13 protein-coding genes and 1 tRNA gene are annotated in these 16,618 nt (G+C 69.2%); 5 read left to right on the top strand and 9 right to left on the bottom strand.

Annotated features, from left to right (window positions below):
• Positions 1 to 140 precede the first annotated feature (140 nt).
• From hrpA to LMU33_RS32565, 3 genes are all read left to right on the top strand, one after another.
• Entirely contained in the window at positions 141 to 4,085 is a 3,945-nt protein-coding gene (gene hrpA / locus LMU33_RS32575; protein WP_228624373.1) for an ATP-dependent RNA helicase HrpA, read from the top strand.
• A 96-nt stretch (positions 4,086 to 4,181) separates the two neighbouring features.
• A tRNA-Asp gene (locus tag LMU33_RS32570) sits at positions 4,182 to 4,256 on the top strand.
• A 409-nt stretch (positions 4,257 to 4,665) separates the two neighbouring features.
• Positions 4,666 to 4,857 carry a DUF6274 family protein gene (locus LMU33_RS32565; RefSeq protein WP_228624372.1) on the top strand — a complete coding sequence of 64 codons (192 nt, stop codon included), beginning with the start codon at positions 4,666 to 4,668 and terminating at the stop codon, positions 4,855 to 4,857.
• A 462-nt stretch (positions 4,858 to 5,319) separates the two neighbouring features.
• Here LMU33_RS32565 and bldC read toward each other — a convergent pair whose 3' ends face one another.
• Both bldC and LMU33_RS32555 read right to left on the bottom strand, forming a co-directional pair.
• On the bottom strand, positions 5,320 to 5,526 hold the full coding sequence (gene bldC / locus LMU33_RS32560) for a developmental transcriptional regulator BldC (protein ID WP_003949541.1): 207 nt from the start codon (positions 5,524 to 5,526) through the stop codon (positions 5,320 to 5,322).
• A 538-nt stretch (positions 5,527 to 6,064) separates the two neighbouring features.
• Positions 6,065 to 6,907 carry a DUF8083 family protein gene (locus tag LMU33_RS32555; protein ID WP_228624371.1) on the bottom strand — a complete coding sequence of 281 codons (843 nt, stop codon included), beginning with the start codon at positions 6,905 to 6,907 and terminating at the stop codon, positions 6,065 to 6,067.
• A gap of 204 nt (positions 6,908 to 7,111) precedes the next feature.
• Here LMU33_RS32555 and LMU33_RS32550 point away from each other — a divergent pair, with 204 nt between their 5' ends.
• Both LMU33_RS32550 and LMU33_RS32545 read left to right on the top strand, forming a co-directional pair.
• Positions 7,112 to 8,218 carry a Leu/Phe/Val dehydrogenase gene (locus LMU33_RS32550; protein ID WP_228624370.1) on the top strand — a complete coding sequence of 369 codons (1,107 nt, stop codon included), beginning with the start codon at positions 7,112 to 7,114 and terminating at the stop codon, positions 8,216 to 8,218.
• Between the two features lie 290 nt (positions 8,219 to 8,508).
• A complete protein-coding gene (locus LMU33_RS32545; protein ID WP_228624369.1) occupies positions 8,509 to 8,766 on the top strand; it encodes a DUF3073 domain-containing protein in 258 nt (85 codons plus the stop codon).
• A gap of 94 nt (positions 8,767 to 8,860) precedes the next feature.
• On the opposite strand, the gene purM is transcribed toward LMU33_RS32545, so the two are convergent.
• From purM to purS, 7 genes are all read right to left on the bottom strand, one after another.
• Positions 8,861 to 9,928, bottom strand: a complete 1,068-nt coding sequence (gene purM / locus LMU33_RS32540) for a phosphoribosylformylglycinamidine cyclo-ligase (RefSeq protein WP_228624368.1) — start codon at positions 9,926 to 9,928, stop codon at positions 8,861 to 8,863.
• Positions 9,929 to 9,959: 31 nt separating this feature from the next.
• Positions 9,960 to 11,489, bottom strand: coding sequence for an amidophosphoribosyltransferase (purF, locus tag LMU33_RS32535; protein WP_228624367.1), 1,530 nt, complete (start codon positions 11,487 to 11,489; stop codon positions 9,960 to 9,962).
• 201 nt (positions 11,490 to 11,690) lie between these two features.
• The gene (locus LMU33_RS32530; protein ID WP_228624366.1) at positions 11,691 to 12,149 is read right to left on the bottom strand and encodes an META domain-containing protein; all 459 of its coding nucleotides are present in this window, start codon (positions 12,147 to 12,149) and stop codon (positions 11,691 to 11,693) included.
• Between the two features lie 35 nt (positions 12,150 to 12,184).
• Positions 12,185 to 12,982, bottom strand: a complete 798-nt coding sequence (locus LMU33_RS32525) for a maleylpyruvate isomerase family mycothiol-dependent enzyme (RefSeq protein ID WP_228624365.1) — start codon at positions 12,980 to 12,982, stop codon at positions 12,185 to 12,187.
• A 176-nt stretch (positions 12,983 to 13,158) separates the two neighbouring features.
• Positions 13,159 to 15,435 carry a phosphoribosylformylglycinamidine synthase subunit PurL gene (gene purL, locus LMU33_RS32520; protein WP_228624364.1) on the bottom strand — a complete coding sequence of 759 codons (2,277 nt, stop codon included), beginning with the start codon at positions 15,433 to 15,435 and terminating at the stop codon, positions 13,159 to 13,161.
• Entirely contained in the window at positions 15,432 to 16,112 is a 681-nt protein-coding gene (gene purQ, locus LMU33_RS32515) for a phosphoribosylformylglycinamidine synthase subunit PurQ (protein WP_228624363.1), read from the bottom strand. The genes purL and purQ overlap by 4 nt, the downstream gene beginning before the upstream one ends.
• Entirely contained in the window at positions 16,109 to 16,381 is a 273-nt protein-coding gene (purS, locus tag LMU33_RS32510; protein ID WP_228624362.1) for a phosphoribosylformylglycinamidine synthase subunit PurS, read from the bottom strand. The genes purQ and purS overlap by 4 nt, the downstream gene beginning before the upstream one ends.
• Positions 16,382 to 16,618 lie beyond the last annotated feature (237 nt).

The following is a 16,618-nucleotide window of genomic DNA, read 5'->3' as shown; positions in this document are numbered from 1 at the left end:
GCCAGGGCACCGCGGTCAGCGGCACGACCACCGCCTACCTGGGCATCAAGGCCGTCGCACCGCCGGCCCGGCGCACCCTCTGAACACCGCGGGCAAATCGTTCGCGTGTTTTTCGGGCGGGGTGAGATCCTGGATCGCGTATGTCTACGCATCCCGCCCCCGTTCTCGGCACCCTCGCCCCCCGTCTGACCGAGTTGTCGCTGCGCGACGCGCATCGGCTCGGCCGGCGGCTCGAGGGCGCGCGCAAGATCCGTAAGCCGGAGGCCCGCGCCGCCGTCCTCGCCGAGATCGAGGCGGAGGTCGGCAAGGCCGAGGTCCGGATGGCCGAGCGGCGCTCCCGTGTGCCCTCCATCAGCTACCCGGAACAGCTGCCGGTCAGCCAGAAGAAGGACGAGATCGCGGCGGCCATCCGCGATCACCAGGTCGTCATCGTGGCCGGTGAGACCGGTTCCGGAAAGACCACGCAGATCCCGAAGATCTGTCTGGAGCTGGGGCGCGGCGTGCGCGGCATGATCGGGCACACCCAGCCCCGGCGTATCGCCGCCCGCACCGTCGCCGAGCGCGTGGCGGAGGAGCTGAGGACGCCCCTCGGCGAGTCCGTCGGCTGGAAGGTGCGCTTCACCGACCAGGTGAACCCGGACGCCACCTTCATCAAGCTGATGACCGACGGCATCCTGCTCGCCGAGATCCAGACCGACCGCGAGCTGCGCGCCTACGACACGATCATCATCGACGAGGCCCACGAGCGGTCCCTCAACATCGACTTCCTGCTCGGTTACCTGGCCCAGCTGCTGCCCAAGCGGCCGGATCTGAAGGTCGTCATCACATCGGCGACCATCGACCCCGAGCGCTTCTCCCGGCACTTCGGCGACGCCCCGATCGTCGAGGTCAGCGGGCGGACGTATCCCGTGGAGGTCCGCTACCGGCCGCTCCTGGAGGAGGACTCCGACGACGCCGACCGGGACCAGATCACCGCCATCTGCGAGGCGGTCGAGGAACTCCAGGCCGAAGGCCGGGGCGACATCCTCGTCTTCCTCTCCGGGGAGCGGGAGATCCGGGACACCGCCGACGCGCTGGAGAAGAAGAAGTACCGCTTCACGGAGATCCTTCCCCTCTACGCCCGGCTCTCGCACGCCGAGCAGCACCGGGTCTTCCAGCCGCACACCGGGCGCAGGATCGTTCTGGCCACCAACGTCGCCGAGACCTCCCTCACCGTCCCCGGCATCAGGTACGTCATCGACCCCGGCTTCGCCCGGATCAGCCGCTACAGCCACCGCACCAAGGTCCAGCGGCTGCCCATCGAGCCGATCTCCCAGGCCAGCGCCAACCAGCGCAAGGGCCGCTGCGGCCGTACGAGCGACGGCATCTGCATCCGCCTGTACTCCGAGGACGACTTCCTCGCCCGCTCGGAGTTCACGGACGCGGAGATCCTCCGTACGAACCTGGCCTCCGTCATCCTCCAGATGACCGCGGCCGGTCTCGGCGACATCGAGAAGTTCCCCTTCATCGACCCGCCGGACCACCGCAACATCCGCGACGGCGTGCAGCTGCTGCAGGAGCTGGGCGCGCTCGACGCCGAGCAGAAGGACCCGCGGAAACGGCTCACCGACACCGGCCGCAAGCTCGCCCAGCTGCCCGTCGACCCGCGCCTGGCCCGCATGGTCCTGGAGGCCGACAAGAACGGCTGTGCCCGCGAGGTCATGGTCATCGCGGCCGCGCTGTCCATCCAGGACCCGCGCGAGCGCCCGGCCGACAAGCAGACCCAGGCCGACCAGCAGCACGCCCGCTTCAAGGACGAGACCAGCGACTTCCTCGCCTACCTCAACCTGTGGCGGTACGTCCGCGAGCAGCAGAAGGAGCGCGGATCCAGTTCCTTCCGGCGGATGTGCAAGCAGGAGTACCTGAACTTCCTGCGCATTCGCGAATGGCAGGACATCTACACCCAGCTGCGGACGGTCGCCAAGCAGATGGGCATCCACCTCAACGAGGAGGACGCCCCCGGCGACCGCATCCACGTCTCGCTCCTCGCCGGCCTCCTCTCCCACATCGGCATGAAGGATGTGAAGGACGGCAACAAGAACGAGTACCTGGGCGCCCGCAACGCCAAGTTCGCGATCTTCCCGGGTTCGGCGCTGTTCAAGAAGCAGCCGAAGTTCGTGATGTCGGCCGAGCTGGTGGAGACGAGCCGGCTCTGGGCGCGGGTCAACGCGAAGATCGAGCCCGAGTGGGTCGAACCGCTCGCCGAGCACCTTCTGAAGCGGACCTACAGCGAGCCGCACTGGGAGAAGGACCAGGCGGCCGTGATGGCGTACGAGAAGGTCACGTTGTACGGCGTGCCGATCGTCGCCCAGCGCAAGGTGAACTACGGCCGCATCGACCCGGAGACGAGCCGGGAGCTGTTCATCCGCAACGCGCTGGTGGAGGGCGACTGGCGCACGCACCACAAGTTCTTCGCCGACAACCGCAGACTCCTCAGCGAGGTCGAGGAACTGGAGCACCGGGCGCGGCGCCGGGACATCGTGGTCGACGACGAGACACTCTTCGACTTCTACGACCAGCGGGTGCCCGAACACGTGGTGTCCGGCGCGCACTTCGACTCCTGGTGGAAGCGCAAGCGGCACGAGCAGCCGGACTTCCTGGACTTCGAGCGGGAGATGCTGATCCGGGAGTCGGCGGAGGCGGTCACCAAGGCCGACTACCCGGACTCCTGGCGGCAGGGGCCGCTGAAGTTCCGGGTGACCTACCAGTTCGAGCCGGGCGCGGACGCGGACGGCGTCACGGTCCACGTCCCGCTGCAGGTCCTCAACCAGGTCACGGACGAGGGCTTCGACTGGCAGATCCCGGGCCTGCGCGAGGAGGTGGTGACGGAACTCATCCGCTCCCTGCCCAAGCCGATCCGCCGTCACTACGTCCCCGCGCCGAACTACGCCAGGGCCTTCCTGGACAAGGCGGTGCCCCTCCAGGAGCCGCTGACGGTGACGATGGCCCGCGAGCTGAAGCGCATGGTCGGCGTCCCCTTCGAAGCCGACGACTTCGACTGGTCCAAGGTCCCCGACCACCTCAAGATCACCTTCCGGATCGTCGACGAGCGGCGCCGGAAGCTGGCCGAGGACAAGGACCTGGAGGCGCTGAAGCTCAGTCTGAAGCCGAAGGCGAGGAAGGCCCTGTCCCAGGCGGCCGCGGCGACCGCGTCCCGCGAGGGCGGCGAGTCCCTGGAGCGCAAGGGCCTGGCCGACTGGACGATCGGCACCCTCACCCGTGTCTTCGAGACCCGCCGGGCCGGCCAGCCGGTCAAGGCCTACCCGGCCCTCGTGGACGACGGCGACACCGTCTCCGTCCGCCTCTTCGACACGGAGGCCGAGCAGGCCGAGGCCATGTGGAAGGGCACCCGGCGCCTGATCCTGCGCAACATCCCGGTGAACCCGGCGAAGTTCGCGTCCGAGAAGCTGACGAACGCCCAGAAGCTGGCGCTCTCCGCGAACCCGCACGGCTCCGTCCAGGCGTTGTTCGACGACTGCGCGATGGCGGCGGCCGACAGGCTGATCGCGGACTTCGGGGGTCCGGTCTGGGACGAGGAGTCGTACCGGAAGCTGTACGACAAGGTGCGCGCGGAGATCGTCGACACGACGGTCCGTACGGTCGCCCAGGTGCAGCAGGTGCTGGCCGCCTGGCAGGCCTGTGAGCGCCGCCTGAAGGCCGTGCGCAGCCCCGCGCTGCTCGCAAACCTGACGGACGTACGCAAGCAGCTGGACGCCCTCGTGAAGCCGGGATTCGTCACGTGGGCGGGCGTACGGCGCCTGCCCGACCTGATGCGCTACCTGGTGGCCGCGGACCGTCGCCTGCAGCAGATGCCGACGAACGTCCAGCGGGACACCACGCGCATGGAGAAGGTCCACGAGATGCAGGACGAGTACGCCTGGCTCCTGGAACAGCTGCCCCAGGGCCGCCCGGTCCCCTCCTCGGTCCTGGACATCCGCTGGATGATCGAGGAGTTGCGGGTCAGCTACTTCGCCCATGCCCTCGGCACCGCGTACCCCGTCTCCGACAAGCGGATCGTGAAGGCGATCGACGCGGCCGTGCCGTAATCGTTCGGACACAGAGGGTGAGTTCGACCAGGCGGGCTCACCTCCTGTACAGTCTCTTCTCGCAGCGCAGTGCACAAGCCGAGCGCCGCGAAACCTGGTCCTGTGGAGCAGTTTGGAGTGCTCGCCACCCTGTCAAGGTGGAGGCCGCGGGTTCAAATCCCGTCAGGACCGCATCAAAGAAGGGCCCGCATCCGGCGACGGACGCGGGCCCTTCCGCATGTCACCCCGCCAAGACGCAGGCCGCGCCCGCGGCGGAGCCGCAATCGTCACGGCACATCACGTCAGGACCGCACAGACCAAGGGCCCGCATCCGGCGACGGACGCGGGCCCTTCCGCATGTCAGCGCGTCCCGTCGGCCTCTCGGTGCCGGTCCGTGTTTCCAGCGCGTCCGGCGATCGAGGACAAGGCCGTTCAGGGCCGTGGCGGGGGTCTGGGGGGGCGGCAGCCCCCAGGGGGCCCGGTCAGGGCTCCTGGAGAGCGGCTGGAGCGGCGGAGCCACCCCGCTCCCTTGACGGCGTCACATTCCGCCGGTACCCAGAAGACAGGGCCCGTTCCCCTGTGCGGTCCGCGGAGGTGGCGTATGGCGGCATCGGTCAGGCACGAGACGCGGGCACTGCTGAGGGCCCATCTGGCGGCCGCCTCGTCCTACCGGCACCTCACCCGCCACTGCCCCATCTGTCATCACCTGCTGCGGCTGGCGATGGACGCCGGCACCCGGGTCCCCGAAGCGGGCGACGAGGAAGCCGAGGACGAAAGTCCCCGCAGCGCGTGACCGGCGCCGGCCCCAACACCCCTGCCCGCATGGGACGCTGGGGACCGGCCACTCCATTAGCGCACCCGTGCCGTCGGCAACAACCGTCCGGCCGTGTGACGGGAGTCACCGCATGAGTTTTTGAAAGAGCGGTACTTACCCCTGGCCTACAACGGGTCAATTTAATATGTGCAATTGCACCCCTCTCAGGGGTCACGCACAGTTGTTGCGACAGGCCTGCCCAGACTCCCACAAGGCCGCTCACAGCGACCCCGTCCGCACCCCGACCAGCGCACAAAAAAGATCGCGCTGGACCCGGCGGAGTCCAGCGCGATCTACGACGCACCCTGTGTCGCTGCCTACAACGTTCTCTTCGGCTTGGGCGAGGGCCCTGTTGGGGCAGGTCCCGCGTCGCTTGGAGCTAGGGCTTCGGGCGCCTCGGCCGATTGGGGGACCTGCCGGATTGCCCGATTATTCGGTTGTTCAGGCCTCGCTGCGCTGCTGCGGGATGCCCGCGAGCAGTGCGCGGACCTCGGCCTCGCGGTAGCGGCGGTGCCCGCCGAGCGTGCGGATGGAAGTAAGCTTGCCGGCCTTCGCCCACCGCGTGACCGTCTTCGGGTCGACGCGGAACATCGTGGCGACCTCAGCCGGGGTCAGCAGCGGCTCGGCATCAGGGGTGCGAGCGGTCATGAGCGGCCTCCTCGGGAGAACCGAACCTTCTCGGTTCTTTCCTCTAAATTCTGCACCTTGACCCGCGTTGCCCGAAATGGCGGACGCGAGTCGAGTCGGTTATAGGACGAACGGCTTGTCCTCGGCACTACAACTACACCATCTGTCCAGCCGCGTCGGCCAAACCGATGGAATTGCCCTCCCAGGTGTTCATCAGCGACGGAAGCCGATGGACCATGCCATAGCGGACAGTCACGCCACTGTGACGATCAGTCACAGGACGATCAGGAGCCACAAGACCCCCCAAAGCAGGCAATGCCGAGATTCCGCCCACAATGGAGCACAGCTGGACGGACGGAGCCCTCCCCGGACTCCTTGTCCTATTTTGGCATGAGGGGTGGCAAGCGACGCAAGAGCCGCGTAAGTGCCGTCCATCACCCTTGGGGCAAAAGTCCAGATCGGGACCAACGTCCCGTCACATGGTCAAGTGGCCTAGACCGTACGCCGTTCGACGCCGTTCGAGCCGTGACGTACGTCACTCCTGAGGGATTCGGGAACCTCAGTTCGCCGAGCGCCGGTCCCGGACCGCCCGCCACCGCTCCACGAGCCGCACGTAGGCCTCCCCGGCCGCCGTCCCGTCGCCCCGCCGCAGCGCCTGGATGCCCTCGGCCACGTCCGCCGCCGAGTGGTCGCCCTCCAGCTCGCCCGCCGACAGCACATGCACCAGACCGCCGTAGTCCAGCTCCACCAGCGAGCGCGGGTGGAACTCCTCCAGCCAGCGGCCGACGTCCACCAGGCCGTCGATCAGCGGGCTCTCCTCGACGGTGTCCCTCAGCGTGCGCAGCGCCCGCGCCACCCGCCGCCGGGCCTGCACCATCGGCGTGCGGTAGCGCAGCAGCGGGGGCACCTCGGCGGTGCCCTTCTCGTAGCGCCGCTCCTCGTCGGAGACGAGCACGAACCAGTTCAGCGGCACCTGCCAGGTCGCCGTACGGATCCACGGACGGGCGTCGGGGTTGCGGGCCAGCCAGCGTTCGTAGTCCTGGGCGGCCTGGCGCCGTACGACCGGGGGCAGCACCGCGTCCAGGACCGGCGCCGGAAGCTCCTCGGCCAGCTCGCCGAGCGCCTGCCAGCCGCGCAGCCGGGTCCGCCAGGGGCACACGCAGACCACCCCGTCGACCTCCGCCACGAAGGCGTCGCTGCTCTCGTGCACCGGCACCGCGACCGGCGGGATGGGCAACAAGTCGGCCAGGGAGCGGCGCAGTTCGTCCTGGTAGGAGGGACGGTCGGAGCGGCGGGCGTAGCGGGCCCAGTGGCCGCGCTCCGGCTCCGGGAAGGCGCCCAGCGGCTCGTACACGCGCAGGTACGCGGCATAGGGGACGACCACGGAGGACACCTTCGGCACGCCTGCTCCCTCCCCATCGGGCCCCGCTCGAAACCACTGCAAATCGTCCCACGGACATACGTGCGCGAGCGGCGCGCGAGAGTGATCCTGAACACTGCGCGGACGGTGGTCGTGCCGAGGCTCTACGCTCATGCCAGCCGGCGCCCCGCCACCCGCACGGGGGCCGGATGCCCCACTCGCCGCTAGTACACAGGAGTCACCACAGTGACCGACGTAACCGGCGCGTCTGCTGATGTCCTGCATGCCCTGTTCCACTCGGACCAGGGCGGCCATGAGCAGGTCGTGCTCTGCCAGGACCGCGCGAGCGGCCTCAAGGCCGTGATCGCCATCCACTCCACCGCCCTGGGCCCCGCCCTCGGCGGCACGCGCTTCTATCCCTACGCGACCGAGGCCGAGGCCGTCGCCGACGCCCTCAACCTCGCCCGCGGCATGTCGTACAAGAACGCCATGGCCGGCCTCGACCACGGCGGCGGCAAGGCCGTGATCATCGGCGACCCGGAGCGTGACAAGACCGAGGAACTGCTCCTCGCCTACGGCCGTATGGTCGCCTCGCTCGGCGGGCGCTACGTCACCGCCTGCGACGTCGGCACCTACGTCGCCGACATGGACGTCGTGGCCCGCGAGTGCTGCTGGACCACCGGCCGGTCGCCCGAGAACGGCGGCGCCGGAGACTCCTCCGTGCTCACCGCCTTCGGCGTCTACCAGGGCATGCGCGCCTCCGCCCAGCACCTGTGGGGCGACCCCTCGCTGCGCGGCCGCAAGGTCGGCATCGCCGGCGTCGGCAAGGTCGGCCACCACCTGGTGAAGCACCTGCTGGACGAGGGCGCCGAGGTCGTGATCACGGACGTGCGCGGGGACGCCGTCCAGCGGATCCTCGACCAGCACCCGGAGGGCGTGACGGCCGTCGCCGACACCGAGGAGCTGATCCGGGTCGAGGGGCTGGAGATCTACGCCCCCTGTGCGCTCGGCGGCGCCCTGAACGACGCCAGCGTGCCGGTGCTCACCGCCAAGGTGGTGTGCGGCGCGGCCAACAACCAGCTCGCGCACCCGGGCGTGGAGAAGGACCTCGCGGACCGCGGGATCCTCTACGCGCCGGACTACGTGGTGAACGCCGGCGGGGTCATCCAGGTGGCCGACGAGCTGCACGGGTTCGACTTCGACCGGTGCAAGGCGAAGGCCGCGAGGATCTTCGACACCACGCTGGCCATATTCGCACGTGCGAAGGCAGACGGGATTCCGCCGGCCGCGGCGGCCGACCGGATCGCCGAGCAGCGGATGGCCGACGCCCGCGCGGGACACGCTGCACACTGACCCGGTCGCACAGGTGAGCGGTACCCGTCGGCGGGAACTTAGAGAGAACTCTCACTTCCACCGGCGGGTCGTTCCCCGATAAGTGGTTAAAATCGCCACTGACCAGCGAGGACGGGGCGCCTCGAAGGTCCTGTGCACACGCGCGTGCTGCGGGCGACGTACCGTATGGGCGCGGGCTCAGGTACCGTGGAAGCCCTACGGACCGGCCTCTCCATGGAGAGTCCGTTCCAGATCATGAACGCGTGTCAGACTCTGGGGCCATCGAGCCCCGTCACCGAGGGGGTCGAGCCATGGGGCGCGGCCGGGCCAAGGCCAAGCAGACAAAGGTCGCCCGCCAGCTGAAGTACAACAGCGGTGGGACTGACCTGTCACGTCTGGCCAGTGAACTGGGCGCATCGACTTCGAGCCAGCCGCCGAACGGCGAGCCGTTCGAGGACGATGAGAACGACGAGGACGATCTCTACTCTCGTTATGCCGACCTCTACGAGGACGACGACGAGGAAGAGGACGAAAACGATCCTCACCAACAGCACCGTCGCGGCGCTTGACCTTGCAGTGACCAGTCCGGTCGGTGGCACAGCCACCGACCGGTTTCTGTGCTGTCCGCACGGTCGCCGGCCGCGGAATCAGGCCGCGGTGCCTTTAGATTGAGTACGTCCCGACCAGCTCGGCACCCGTCTCCTTGGTGCCGCGCTCGGTGATCTCGCCGGCCACCCACGCCTCGACGCCGCGGTCGGCCAGGGTCGCGAGGGCCACCTCGGTGGACTCGGCGGGGACGATCGCCATCATGCCGACGCCCATGTTGAGGGTCTTCTCCAGCTCCAGGCGCTCGACGTTCCCGGTCTTCCCGACCAGGTCGAAGATCGCACCCGGGGTCCAGGTGGAGCGGTCGACCACCGCGTGCAGCGCGTCGGGGATCACGCGGGCCAGGTTGGCCGCGAGGCCGCCGCCGGTGATGTGCGAGAACGCGTGCACATCCGTGGTGCGGGTCAGCGCCAGGCAGTCCAGCGAGTAGATCTTGGTGGGCTCCAGCAGCTCCTCGCCGAGGGTGCGGCCGAGCTCCGGAACCTCCGTCTCCAGGGCCAGGCCGGCGGTGTTCAGCAGGACGTGGCGAACCAGGGAGTACCCGTTCGAGTGAAGGCCGGAGGCCGCCATGGCGATCACCGCGTCACCCTTACGGATGCGATCCGCGCCGAGCAGCCGGTCCGCCTCCACGACGCCCGTACCGGCCCCGGCGACGTCGAAGTCGTCCTCGCCCAGCAGGCCGGGGTGTTCTGCCGTCTCACCGCCCACCAGGGCGCATCCGGCGAGCACACAGCCCTCCGCGATGCCCTTCACGATGGCCGCGACGCGCTCGGGGTGGACCTTGCCGACGCAGATGTAGTCGGTCATGAACAGCGGCTCGGCACCGCACACCACGATGTCGTCCATGACCATGGCGACCAGGTCGTGGCCGATGGTGTCGTAGACGCCCATACGGCGGGCGATGTCCACCTTGGTGCCGACGCCGTCCGTGGCGGAGGCGAGCAGCGGGCGCTCGTAGCGCTTGAGGGCCGAGGCGTCGAAGAGGCCGGCGAAGCCGCCGAGGCCGCCGAGGACCTCGGGGCGCCGGGTCTTCTTCACCCACTCCTTCATGAGTTCTACGGCGCGGTCGCCCGCCTCGATGTCGACGCCCGCCTCTGCGTAGCTGGCACCAGTGGTCTCAGACATGACTGTGACTTTCGTGTCGTACTGCAGGGTGTTACGGGCGACGGATCGCGTCGCTGGCAGCGGTGGCTGCCGGGCCGGCGGCCAGCTCGGTCTCCAGGAGCTGCTTGCCGAGCAGCTCGGGGTCCGGCAGCTCCATCGGGTACTCGCCGTCGAAGCAGGCGCGGCACAGGTTCGGCTTGGCGATGGTGGTCGCCTCGATCATGCCGTCGATGGAGATGTAGGCGAGCGAGTCGGCGCCGAGCGAGGTGCCGATCTCCTCGATGGTCATGCCGTTGGCGATCAGCTCCGCGCGCGTGGCGAAGTCGATGCCGAAGAAGCAGGGCCACTTCACGGGCGGCGAGGAGATCCGGATGTGGACCTCGGCCGCGCCCGCCTCGCGGAGCATGCGGACCAGGGCCCGCTGGGTGTTGCCGCGCACGATGGAGTCGTCGACGACGACCAGGCGCTTGCCCTTGATGACTTCCTTCAGCGGGTTCAGCTTCAGGCGGATGCCCAGCTGGCGGATGGTCTGCGAGGGCTGGATGAAGGTCCGGCCGACGTAGGCGTTCTTCACCAGACCCGCGCCGAAGGGGATGCCGGAGGCCTCCGCGTAACCGATGGCGGCCGGGGTTCCGGACTCCGGGGTCGCTATGACCAGGTCGGCCTCGACGGGGGCTTCCTTGGCGAGCCGGCGGCCCATCTCCACCCGGGAGAGGTACACGTTCCGGCCGGCGATGTCGGTGTCCGGGCGGGCCAGGTACACGTACTCGAAGACACAGCCCTTGGGCTTCGCTTCCGCGAATCGGGAGGAGCGCAGGCCGTTCTCGTCGATGGCGACGAACTCGCCCGGCTCGATCTCGCGGACGAAGCTCGCGCCGCAGATGTCCAGGGCGGCGCTCTCGGAGGCGACCACCCAGCCGCGCTCCAGGCGGCCGAGGACCAGCGGGCGGATGCCCTGCGGGTCACGGGCGGTGTAGAGAGTGTGCTCGTCCATGAAGACGAGGGAGAAGGCGCCCCGCACCTTCGGGAGGACCTGGTGGGCGGCCTCCTCGATGGTCAGCGGCTTGCCGTCCTCGTCGACCTGGGCGGCCAGCAGGGCCGTCAGCAGGTCGGTGTCGTTGGTGGCCGCGACCCGGCTGGAGCGGCTGTTGTTGTCGTTCGGCAGCTCGGCGACCATCTCGGCGAGCTGGGCCGTGTTGACCAGGTTGCCGTTGTGGCCGAGCGCGATCGAACCGTGCGCGGTGGCGCGGAACGTCGGCTGGGCGTTCTCCCACACGGAGGCGCCGGTGGTCGAGTAGCGGGCGTGTCCGACCGCAATGTGACCCTGGAGCGAACCGAGCGAGGTCTCGTCGAAGACCTGGGAGACCAGGCCCATGTCCTTGAAGACGAGGATCTGGGAGCCGTTGCTGACCGCGATTCCCGCGGATTCCTGACCCCGGTGCTGGAGGGCGTAGAGCCCGAAGTACGTGAGCTTTGCGACCTCTTCACCCGGAGCCCAGACACCGAAGACGCCGCAAGCGTCCTGGGGGCCCTTCTCGCCGGGAAGCAGATCGTGATTGAGTCGACCGTCACCACGTGGCACGGCACCGAGTGTAGGCGAGGTCGACCACTGGTCCGAATTGGGGATACGTGCCCCTAACGGGCAAGCACTTCCCGATCACCTTGTCGGTTTCCGCGTTTGCGCAGGTCAGCGAGGTGAGTTGGCGGCTTTGAGGGCCGATGGCGGCGCTGCGGGCGGCGACTGCGGACCGGTTCGCCGGATGCGTGAGTGAGGTGTCGCACATCATCCGGGCGCGTTGCTGCTGAGGTGGATGCGATCTCCGTCGCCGTCGGTGAGCGTCAGTTTCGCGTGGTGCGTCTCGGCGAGGAGCGTGCCGGTGGTGAGCGCGCGGGCGAGCGCACGCTCGAAGTCCATCCGGTCCGGGGCACAGGCCATCCGGGTCGTGCGCAGGTCACCGAAGGTGATCCGGTCGCCGTGGACGGTGGCCCGGGCGCTGAACTGGTTGCAGCCGAGGTTGCCGGCCGCCTTGCCGTCGGCGTCGATGCGCAGGCGTGCGGAGGCGGGTGCCTGCAGGGTCGTACCGCCGACGGTGAGGCTGTCGACCCGCCAGTCGACGCCGGTCACGGGCTGCTGGACGGTCACCGCACCACTGTCCGCCTTCCCGTCGCCGCACGCCACCGTGAGGACGGCCAGCGCGGCGGCCGCCGGTGCGAGGATCATGCGCTGCTTGTACCGGTTCATGGTGATTCGACGGTAGAGCGGCCGGGTCGGTTCCGCTACGACATGAGCGGCAGCAGCCCCCCGATGTCCGCCCGCTCCCCGCTGGCGCTCACCTTGGCCTCCTCCAGCGCGTCCTTCCAGCTCAGGCGGCCGGTGGCGAGCCGGATCCAGGTCAGCGGGTCGGTCTCCACGACGTTGGGCGGGGTGCCGCGGGTGTGCCGGAGCCCCTCGACGCACTGCACCACGGCGTACGGCGGCACCCGCACCTCGGTGGAGCCGCCGGGCGCCTTGACGGCGAGCGCGTCGGCGAGCAGCCGGGTGGCGGCGGCCAGGGCGTGGCGGTCGTACGGGATCTCCAGACCCGGTACGGCGGCCGCGAGGTCGTCGGTGTGGACGACGAGTTCGGCGGTGCGGGTGACCAGGTAGTCGTCCAGGGGCAGCGCACCGGCGCTCGTCTGCAGGATCCGGCCGCCGGGGTGCTCGTCGAGCAGGGCGCGCAGGGACCGGTCGATGTCCGTGAGGTAGGCGTCCAGGTCGGGGTGTTCGGCGACGAGGTTGCGGGTGAACTCGTCGATGGCGGCGGCGTTGGCCGCGGTGGCGAAGGGCCAGTCGAGCAGGACGGCGTCCGCCTTCGGCGGCTCGGGCAGGGCGAGCGCCCGGTGGATCGCGGTGAGCGCCATGCCGATGTGCACGACCAGTTCGCGTACGGTCCACTCGCCGAGCCGGGTGGGCAGGGCGAGCTGCTCCTGGGTGAGGCCGCGCACGGCCTCCCGGACGCTTCCGAACTGGGCGAGGACCGCGGCGCGGGTCCTGGCGGGGTCATAGCTGCGGGCGCGCTTCTTGGCCGGTGGCATGGCGGTGAGCCTATGCCTTGACGGCGTGGCCCTTCAGGCCGTTTTCGACCAGGCCGAACGCCCCGTTCGCCCGGCCGACGGCCTCGGCCGCTTCGGCGATCCCGTGGCCGCACGAGCAGGTGGCCGCACGAGCAGGGCCCCGTCCGGCTTCGGACGGGGCCCTGCCTCAGCTGTGCTTACGCCAGCAGCGCCGGAACGGTCTCCTCGTGAGCCTTCCGCAGCTCCTCCAGGGTGAGCGCGAACTCGCCCTGGACCTCGACCACCGCATGTGCATCAGACGCATTACCGTCCACGACACCGATCCGGGTGGCCGGCAGGCCCCGCGCACCGCACATGTCGTTGAAGCGGACCTCCTCCGAGCGCGGCACCGCGACGATCGCGCGGCCGGCCGACTCGGAGAACAGGAAGGTGAACGCGTCCAGGCCGTCCGGTACGACCAGCCGCGCGCCCTTGCCGCCGAGCAGCGCGGACTCGACCACGGCCTGGACCAGGCCGCCGTCGGACAGGTCGTGCGCGGAGTCGATCATGCCGTCGCGGGAGGCGGAGATCAGGATCTCGCCCAGCAGCCGCTCGCGCTCCAGGTCGACCTTCGGGGGCAGACCGCCGAGGTGGTCGTGGACCACCTGGGACCAGGCCGAGCCGCCGAACTCCTCGCGGGTGTCGCCGAGGAGGTAGATCAGCTGACCCTCCTCCTGGAAGGCGACCGGCGTGCGGCGGGCCACGTCGTCGATCACGCCCAGGACCGCGACCACCGGCGTCGGATGGATCGCCACCTCGCCGGTCTGGTTGTAGAGCGAGACGTTGCCGCCGGTCACCGGGGTGCCCAGCTGCTGGCAGGCGTCCGCCAGACCGCGCACGGCCTCCGCGAACTGCCACATCACGGCCGGGTCCTCGGGCGAGCCGAAGTTCAGGCAGTCGGAGACCGCGAGGGGCTTGGCTCCGGTGGTGGCCACGTTGCGGTAGGCCTCGGCCAGGGCCAGCTGCGCGCCCGTGTAGGGGTCGAGCTTGGCGTACCGGCCGTTGCCGTCCGTCGCGATGGCGACACCGAGGCCGGTCTCCTCGTCCACACGGATCATGCCGGAGTCCTCCGGCTGCGCGAGGACGGTGTTGCCCTGCACGAGGTGGTCGTACTGCTGGGTGATCCACTTCTTGGAGGCCTGGTTGGGGGACGCGACCAGCTTCAGGACCTGGTCCTTCAGCTCCTGCGAGGTCTCGGGCCGCGGCAGCTTGTTCGCGTCGTCGGCCTGCAGGGCGTCCTGCCAGTGGGGGCGGGCGTACGGGCGCTCGTACGTCGGGCCCTCGTGGGCGACCGTGCGCGGGTCGACGTCGACGATCTTCCCGCCGTGCCAGTAGATCTCCAGCCGGTCGCCGTCGGTCACCTCACCGATGACGGTGGCGATGACGTCCCACTTGGCGCAGATCTCCAGGAAGCGGTCGACCTTCTCCGGCTCCACGACCGCGCACATGCGTTCCTGCGACTCGCTCATGAGGATTTCCTCGGGAGAGAGCGTCGAGTCGCGCAGGGGGACGTCGTCCAGGGTGACGCGCATACCGCCGGAGCCGTTGGAGGCGAGCTCGGAGGTGGCGCAGGAGAGACCGGCGGCACCGAGGTCCTGGATGCCGACGACCAGCTTCTCCTTGAAGGCCTCCAGGGTGCACTCGATGAGGAGCTTCTCCTGGAAGGGGTCGCCGACCTGGACGGCCGGGCGCTTCGACGGCTTGGCGTCGTCGAAGGTCTCGGACGCGAGGATCGACGCGCCGCCGATGCCGTCACCACCCGTACGAGCCCCGTACAGGATGACCTTGTTGCCCGCGCCGGAGGCCTTGGCGAGGTGGATGTCCTCGTGCCGCATCACGCCGATGGCACCGGCGTTGACCAGCGGGTTGCCCTGGTAGCAGGCGTCGAAGACGACCTCGCCGCCGATGTTGGGCAGGCCCAGGCAGTTGCCGTAGCCGCCGATGCCCGCGACCACGCCCGGGAGCACCCGCTTGGTGTCGGGGTGGTCGGCGGCGCCGAACCGCAGCGGGTCGACGACCGCCACCGGCCGCGCGCCCATGGCGATGATGTCGCGGACGATGCCGCCGACACCCGTGGCCGCGCCCTGGTAGGGCTCGACGTACGACGGGTGGTTGTGCGACTCGACCTTGAAGGTCACGGCGTAACCCTGGCCGACGTCCACCACGCCCGCGTTCTCGCCGATGCCGACGAGGAGGGCGTCGCTCTCGGGCGCCTTCTCGCCGAACTGGCGCAGGTGGACCTTGGAGGACTTGTACGAGCAGTGCTCGGACCACATGACCGAGTACATGGCGAGCTCGGCGCCGGTCGGGCGGCGGCCGAGGATCTCCACCACCCGCTCGTACTCGTCCTTCTTCAGGCCGAGTTCGGCCCAGGGCAGCTCGACGTCGGGGGTCGCGGCCGCGTGCTCGACCGTGTCCAGAGGCGTCCGGCTCATGCGTTGACCAGCTTCTTGAGGATCGAGGTGAAGAACGGGAGCCCGTCGGTACGGCCCGTACCGACCAGCGGCTCCACGGCGTGCTCGGGGTGCGGCATGAGGCCTACGACGTTCCCGGCCTCGTTGGTGATGCCGGCGATGTCCCGCAGCGAGCCGTTGGGATTGAAGTCGAGGTAACGGAAGACGACGCGACCCTCCGCCTCCAGCTTGTCCAGCGTGTACTCGTCGGCGACGAACCGGCCGTCCATGTTCTTCAGCGGGATGTGGATCTCCTGGCCGGCGCGGTAGTCGCTGGTCCAGGAGGTCTCCGCGTTCTCCACCCGCAGCTTCTGGTCGCGGCAGATGAAGTGGAGGTGGTCGTTGCCGAGCATCCCGCCCGGGAGGAGATGGGCCTCGGTGAGGATCTGGAAGCCGTTGCAGATACCGAGTACCGGCAGCCCGGCCTTCGCCTGCTCGATCACGGACTCCATCACCGGCGAGAACCGGGAGATGGCACCGGCGCGCAGATAGTCGCCGTAGGAGAAACCGCCGGGAAGGACCACGGCGTCGACCTGCTTGAGGTCCTTGTCCTTGTGCCAGAGGGCGACCGGTTCGGCACCCGCGAGGCGGATCGCGCGCTGGGCGTCGTGATCGTCGAGGCTGCCCGGGAAAGTGACGACGCCAATACGAGCGGTCACTTGGCCGCCTCCGCGACTTCCGCGGCCTCTTCCACCTTGACGGTGAAGTCCTCGATCACGGTGTTGGCGAGGAAGGATTCCGCGAGATCGTGGATGCGGGCGAGCGCGGCCTCGTCGACCGGCCCGTCAACTTCCAGTTCGAAACGCTTTCCCTGACGGACGTCCGAGATCCCTTGGAAACCCAGGCGCGGCAGCGCACGCTGGACCGCCTGGCCCTGGGGGTCGAGGATCTCCGGCTTGAGCATGACGTCGACTACGACGCGTGCCACTGGCACTCCCGGTGTGTGGTGCTGAGCAGGTTCCTTCAGACTACCCGCACAAAATTTCTACGCGAGTAGAGTTGTAGGAAACTACGTGAGGCGCGTCACGATCGGGTGTCGAAGCCGTACCGCCGTGAAAAGTTCTGGGAAAGTTCCACAGTCCGCCCCGTTCGCCTATTGTCTTCGGACACGCGGACGGATTTAGTCGGGCTTCACTTTGCATTGCCGAGCACTGTACAAATGAAT

It is taken from the genome of Streptomyces barringtoniae (assembly GCF_020819595.1).
Lineage (GTDB): Bacteria > Actinomycetota > Actinomycetes > Streptomycetales > Streptomycetaceae > Streptomyces > Streptomyces barringtoniae.
Note: the sequence above shows the minus strand (reverse complement) of the source record. Positions and strands in the feature narration are given on the sequence as shown.

Excerpts from the sequence above, each read along its gene's own strand:
- bldC (WP_003949541.1), bottom strand. The coding sequence starts at position 5,526 with ATGACCGCTCGCACCCCTGATGCCGAGCCGCTGCTGACCCCGGCTGAG.
- LMU33_RS32525 (WP_228624365.1), bottom strand. The coding sequence starts at position 12,982 with ATGCCACCGGCCAAGAAGCGCGCCCGCAGCTATGACCCCGCCAGGACC.
- LMU33_RS32545 (WP_228624369.1), top strand. The coding sequence starts at position 8,509 with ATGGGGCGCGGCCGGGCCAAGGCCAAGCAGACAAAGGTCGCCCGCCAG.
- purL (WP_228624364.1), bottom strand. The coding sequence starts at position 15,435 with ATGAGCCGGACGCCTCTGGACACGGTCGAGCACGCGGCCGCGACCCCC.
- LMU33_RS32530 (WP_228624366.1), bottom strand. The coding sequence starts at position 12,149 with ATGAACCGGTACAAGCAGCGCATGATCCTCGCACCGGCGGCCGCCGCG.
- purM (WP_228624368.1), bottom strand. The coding sequence starts at position 9,928 with ATGTCTGAGACCACTGGTGCCAGCTACGCAGAGGCGGGCGTCGACATC.
- LMU33_RS32565 (WP_228624372.1), top strand. The coding sequence starts at position 4,666 with ATGGCGGCATCGGTCAGGCACGAGACGCGGGCACTGCTGAGGGCCCAT.
- hrpA (WP_228624373.1), top strand. The coding sequence starts at position 141 with ATGTCTACGCATCCCGCCCCCGTTCTCGGCACCCTCGCCCCCCGTCTG.